This is a genomic window from Microbacterium sp. LRZ72, assembly GCF_033792225.1.
Lineage (GTDB): Bacteria > Actinomycetota > Actinomycetes > Actinomycetales > Microbacteriaceae > Microbacterium.
The window spans coordinates 1-4,216 of record NZ_JANGEX010000030.1 but is presented as its reverse complement, the minus strand read 5'-3'; the positions used below and the strand labels follow the sequence as shown (position 1 = coordinate 4,216).

6 protein-coding genes and 1 tRNA gene are annotated in these 4,216 nt (G+C 65.4%); 2 read left to right on the top strand and 5 right to left on the bottom strand.

All coding sequences use genetic code 11. From position 1 onward, the window contains the following. Window positions 1–283: 283 nt before the first annotated feature. From M4I32_RS15080 to M4I32_RS15070, 3 genes are all read right to left on the bottom strand, one after another. Window positions 284–368, bottom strand: a tRNA-Tyr gene (locus tag M4I32_RS15080). A 105-nt stretch (window positions 369–473) separates the two neighbouring features. Further along, window positions 474–1,397 carry a PfkB family carbohydrate kinase gene (locus M4I32_RS15075; RefSeq protein WP_319035304.1) on the bottom strand — a complete coding sequence of 308 codons (924 nt, stop codon included), beginning with the start codon at window positions 1,395–1,397 and terminating at the stop codon, window positions 474–476. Window positions 1,398–1,494: 97 nt separating this feature from the next. Next, window positions 1,495–2,028: a hypothetical protein gene (locus M4I32_RS15070; RefSeq protein WP_319035303.1), complete on the bottom strand. Its 534-nt coding sequence runs from the start codon at window positions 2,026–2,028 to the stop codon at window positions 1,495–1,497. An 82-nt stretch (window positions 2,029–2,110) separates the two neighbouring features. Here M4I32_RS15070 and M4I32_RS15065 point away from each other — a divergent pair, with 82 nt between their 5' ends. Continuing rightward, complete coding sequence (locus M4I32_RS15065; RefSeq protein ID WP_319035302.1) at window positions 2,111–2,419, top strand: hypothetical protein; 309 nt, start codon at window positions 2,111–2,113, stop codon at window positions 2,417–2,419. 190 nt (window positions 2,420–2,609) lie between these two features. On the opposite strand, the gene M4I32_RS15060 is transcribed toward M4I32_RS15065, so the two are convergent. Together M4I32_RS15060 and M4I32_RS15055 are read right to left on the bottom strand one after the other, a co-directional pair. Continuing rightward, complete coding sequence (locus M4I32_RS15060) at window positions 2,610–2,936, bottom strand: hypothetical protein (RefSeq protein ID WP_319035301.1); 327 nt, start codon at window positions 2,934–2,936, stop codon at window positions 2,610–2,612. Window position 2,937: 1 nt separating this feature from the next. Continuing rightward, window positions 2,938–3,261: a hypothetical protein gene (locus M4I32_RS15055; protein WP_319035300.1), complete on the bottom strand. Its 324-nt coding sequence runs from the start codon at window positions 3,259–3,261 to the stop codon at window positions 2,938–2,940. Between the two features lie 313 nt (window positions 3,262–3,574). Between M4I32_RS15055 and M4I32_RS15050 the strand changes: the two genes are divergently transcribed. Continuing rightward, window positions 3,575–4,063, top strand: coding sequence for a YajQ family cyclic di-GMP-binding protein (locus M4I32_RS15050; protein WP_319035299.1), 489 nt, complete (start codon window positions 3,575–3,577; stop codon window positions 4,061–4,063). Window positions 4,064–4,216 lie beyond the last annotated feature (153 nt).

Genomic DNA, 4,216 nt, shown 5'->3' with positions numbered 1-4,216 from the left:
TTCCATCCTGGAAGACCCCGACGCCCACCCCGCCAACGCCACGCGCACCCCGACTACACCGTCAATTACGAAGAGCCCCGAAACGTCTCCGTCAGCAACGCGAACACCGGCGAGATCATCGCCGAGCACACCATCAACCCCGCACGCGACTACCAACCCAAGAAGCAATGAGACCGTCAACGATGACCCGACTCACCGCCACCACGTCACCGTCAACCCACCGAACCCACGAAAAAGCCCTGAGCCGCGACCCGTCCGTAAACGATGTCGCGACTCAGGACATTGGTGGCGAGTGAGGGATTCGAACCCCCGAAGTCTAAGACGGCTGATTTACAGTCAGATCCCTTTGGCCGCTTGGGTAACTCGCCAGGCGCGCCCGTCCGACTTCTTCAGACGACCGGAAGCGCGATCCCCTATCTTACCCTCCCCGCGGAGCGGTTCGAAATCCACGCCGGAGTCGGCATCCGCGCGGCTCACGTGCCGATGCTGTCGATGTCGACGTCGCGCAGTTCGTCGGGTGTGCGCAGCAGCGCGCCCTCGAAGCGGCAGGTGGCGGCGGCGATGCGCATCGTCTCCTCCAGCACGTCCTGCCACGCCGACGATGTCCGGGGCGCGGCATCGTCGATGAGAGCCGTGACCGTCGCGGCGAGCGCGGCATCCCCCGCTCCCATGGTGTCCACGACGCGTCCGCGCAGCACCGCGACCGGCGCCGCCGCATCCATCCCTTCGGCGAGAATTCCGGCACCCGCGGCCCCGCGCGTGCAGAACACCACCGGCGCCCCGAGCGACCGCATCCGCGCGACGGTCTCATCCACCGACTGCTCGTACATCAGCGCCGCGTCGTCGTCGCCCACCTTCACGAGGGCGGCACGCGGTACAAGCGCCTCGAATCCCGACACGAAGGCGGCCAGATCGCGCATCATGCCGTCGCGCGGATTCGGGTCGATGATCAGCGGCGCGGTGCTCGCTTCGACGGCATCCGCGAGCTCCGTGGCCTGATCCACGTCGTCGAAGGGAAAACAGCTGATGACGATGGCGGATGCCGCGGCCAGCGCGGCGCGCTCGCTCTCCCCGAAGCGGATCCGCCGACCCCGCGCGGCGGCGTTGAACTCATACGTCGGCTCCCCGCCGCTTGCTCGGACACTGACCGCGCGAGAGGACCCGACCGGGGATGCGGTCGCAATCAGCTCGACTCCGAAGTCCTCGAGGTAGCTGCGGATCTTCGCCCCTGCCTCGTCGTCGCCGACCATCGCGATGAGGGTCGCGGCGACCCCCAGGCGGGAAAGGCCCACGGCGACGTTCAGCGCGGCGCCACCGACGAACTCGCGCACCCCCCGCTCATCGCGCAACTCGTCGATCAGGGCGTCTCCGACGACCACGACCCGTCCGTCCGACATGCGCGCCTCCTTGCGTCCGTGCGAGCTGCGCCGCTCCCTTCGAGACTATTCCGGCCGTGTGGCTTTGCGAAGGGGTCGCTGTCCCGGGGCTTGCGTGCTAGCCCAGGCCGGTGTCGGTCACGACGGCGACGTTCTCCGAGAGCGGCTCCGCGTTGTCGGGACGGTCGACTCCATCCGGCGTGACGATCCACATCGGCGGGCCGGGCCCCCGTATGCGTTGCGGCGCGCTCGCAAGGCTGCACGACGCGCTCCAGTAATCGTCAGCCGGACCGACGATGACGACGCACACCGATTGTTCGTCCCCGTTCCCCACCTCGCCCAAGGCGTTCTCGTTGCCCCGGGCCAAGTAGACCTGAGCCCCCTCATACTCGGCCGCGAGGCGAAACGTGTCCAGATCCATGCCACCCAGCGCGTCATCCGGGAGTCGGTCCGGCGGCACATCCCTGGCGGTGGCCTCGCGATCGAGATCGGCGAACGAAATGTGCGCGGACTCCACGCATCCGCTCAGTGCGAGCGCGCCCACCGCGATGGCCGCACCGGCCAGCATCCGAGATGCGAAACGGGTATGCACTCCGCCTTTCGGCTTTTCGGCGTGGTGCGCTGCGATCGGCAACTCATCGAACCGGGTCATGTACCTGCCGATTCCTTCGAGATGCTATCTGCGCGCGGTCGTCACACCCGCCCCCGGCCCTCGAGTGGCTAGCCTCGACGGCATGGACGCGGATGAGTTGGCGGAACGGATGCGTACCGTGCTGCTGTTTCCCGAGTGGTGCGCCGGCGACATCGTTTCCCCTTCAGTGCCGCTCTCCCCTGAGATTCGGCAGCGCTTGCGGACCTGGAACCGTACGTGGGAACGCGTCCTGGACCCGCTTCACGAGGTCCGCTGGCCGGGCGTTGAGACCGGGCGGAGGTGGATCGCCGACGGTGAGCTTCTGGTGCACGACATGCAAGCCGAACTCGGCCCATCGATCCGCGTAGTCGGAGACTTTGCGGCCTATGACCCTGATGGCAAGACCGCATAGCCCTAGCCGTGTTCACGGCCCCCAGCGGCGCACCCGCAACAACCGCATCCTCTGCCTGCACCCCGCGAGCCAGAACTGCGAAATGGCAGGCGGCAGTAGCCCATTCGACATAGAGCTGGCCAAAGGGTCGACCACTCTCGTGGCGCGGAGAGCCTGAGCTGCCGCGAGGTTGCTCCCGGCGGCCCCCCCATTAACGCGCTCGGCCCCCTCGCCGCCCCTCCCGGGATACACGGACATCTCGGAACTTGGTGTTGAGCGTGACGACGTACTCGTCCCCCAGTTGTTCCTGTACAAGTTCTTTAATCAACTCGCCCTCTCGCGCATGTGCAACACGCGCGAGTTCAGAAGTCCAGCCTTCTTCCTCATCGAAGTGTTCGTCGAAGCAGTGACCCCATTCGATAATTCGGTCGCGAAGCTCGACCGAGAAAGAATGCTGCCCGAAACTGTAGTCACCATCCAAACGGATGGGCCACCCGGCATACGGAACACCGACCTCAACACGTGGCACATCGCTCATGTCAACCGATGCCGTCCCGTTGCACCTTGCGCAAACGACGCCATCCGACGATGTAGACGCCGACAGCTACTCCGATACCGACGACAACGAAGGGGGCCAGGAGGGTAAGCCAGGTGAGAAGCGGCGAGAAGACTGACTGAGCATTCGCCGGTATGCCGGCGAGTCCCGCTCCCAGGCCAGCAGCTGCTGAGAGCGCCGCGAGCCACCCGAGCACGAGCACGAGCACGGCGACCGCAGGGGACGCCGTCTGACGACGGGCCGTCAGCGACATTGCGGCGACAACGACAGCCAGTGGCACCAGGAGGAAAAGAGCCCCCAGCGCCATGATTGCCGCTCCGAAGGGGCCCGCGAGGAAACCGCCTATGAGCATCACTGCGGCAACAGCAACGGCCGAGATCCACCATGAACGCCAAAGCGGCAGCTTTGCGGACCCCATCTCGCTGCCTACCATCCAGCGTCGAATCGGACGGCGAACCTGTCCCCCACAGTTGTAGACGCGAACGTGTTCGCGGGGTGACCCAGATCCGCAGGATGCTCGTTCATTATGCGGCCGACACTACCAACCGGGTTGCAAGCGTCTCACCCGCGAGCGGGTCGCGCTCGCGCGGCTGTCCGCGGAGCGACGGTAGAATCGCGCCATGGCCGATTCATCTTTCGACATCGTCAGCAAGGTCGACCACCAGGAGGCCGACAACGCTCTCAACCAGGCACGCAAAGAGGTCGAGCAGCGCTACGACTTCAAGGGCACCGGCGCCTCGGTCGAGTGGAGCGGTCAGCAGATCCTCATCAAGGCCGGCACCGAAGAGCGCGCAAAGGCGGTGCTCGACGTCTTCCAGTCCAAGCTGATCAAGCGCGGCATCTCGCTCAAGAGCCTCGACACCGGCGAGCCCGTCGCGAGCGGCAAGGAATACCGCATCGTCTCGAGCCTGAAGGACGGCATCTCGCAGGAGAACGCCAAGAAGATCGGCAAGATCATCCGCGATGAGGGACCGAAGTCGGTCAAGTCGCAGATCCAGGGCGACGAACTGCGGGTGCAGTCGAAGAACCGAGACGATCTGCAAGAGGTCATCCGCATCCTCAAGGGCGCCGACCTCGAGGTCGACCTGCAGTTCATCAACTACCGCTGACCTGAGCCCCTGCGGGAGCCCATACCAACACGCATCCCGCTATCTGTTGGTACACGCCCCACGTCTCCACACTTATGCGGCTCATCGCAATCGAGGGTGTAGGTGGGTTCTGAATCCTCCGGACTCGAGGAGTGATCTGGCGATGTAGTTCGT

Coding starts and splice junctions, on each gene's coding strand:
- M4I32_RS15075 (WP_319035304.1), bottom strand. CDS start 1,397: ATGTCGGACGGACGGGTCGTGGTCGTCGGAGACGCCCTGATCGACGAG.
- M4I32_RS15070 (WP_319035303.1), bottom strand. CDS start 2,028: ATGACCCGGTTCGATGAGTTGCCGATCGCAGCGCACCACGCCGAAAAG.
- M4I32_RS15065 (WP_319035302.1), top strand. CDS start 2,111: ATGGACGCGGATGAGTTGGCGGAACGGATGCGTACCGTGCTGCTGTTT.
- M4I32_RS15060 (WP_319035301.1), bottom strand. CDS start 2,936: ATGAGCGATGTGCCACGTGTTGAGGTCGGTGTTCCGTATGCCGGGTGG.
- M4I32_RS15055 (WP_319035300.1), bottom strand. CDS start 3,261: ATGGCGCTGGGGGCTCTTTTCCTCCTGGTGCCACTGGCTGTCGTTGTC.
- M4I32_RS15050 (WP_319035299.1), top strand. CDS start 3,575: ATGGCCGATTCATCTTTCGACATCGTCAGCAAGGTCGACCACCAGGAG.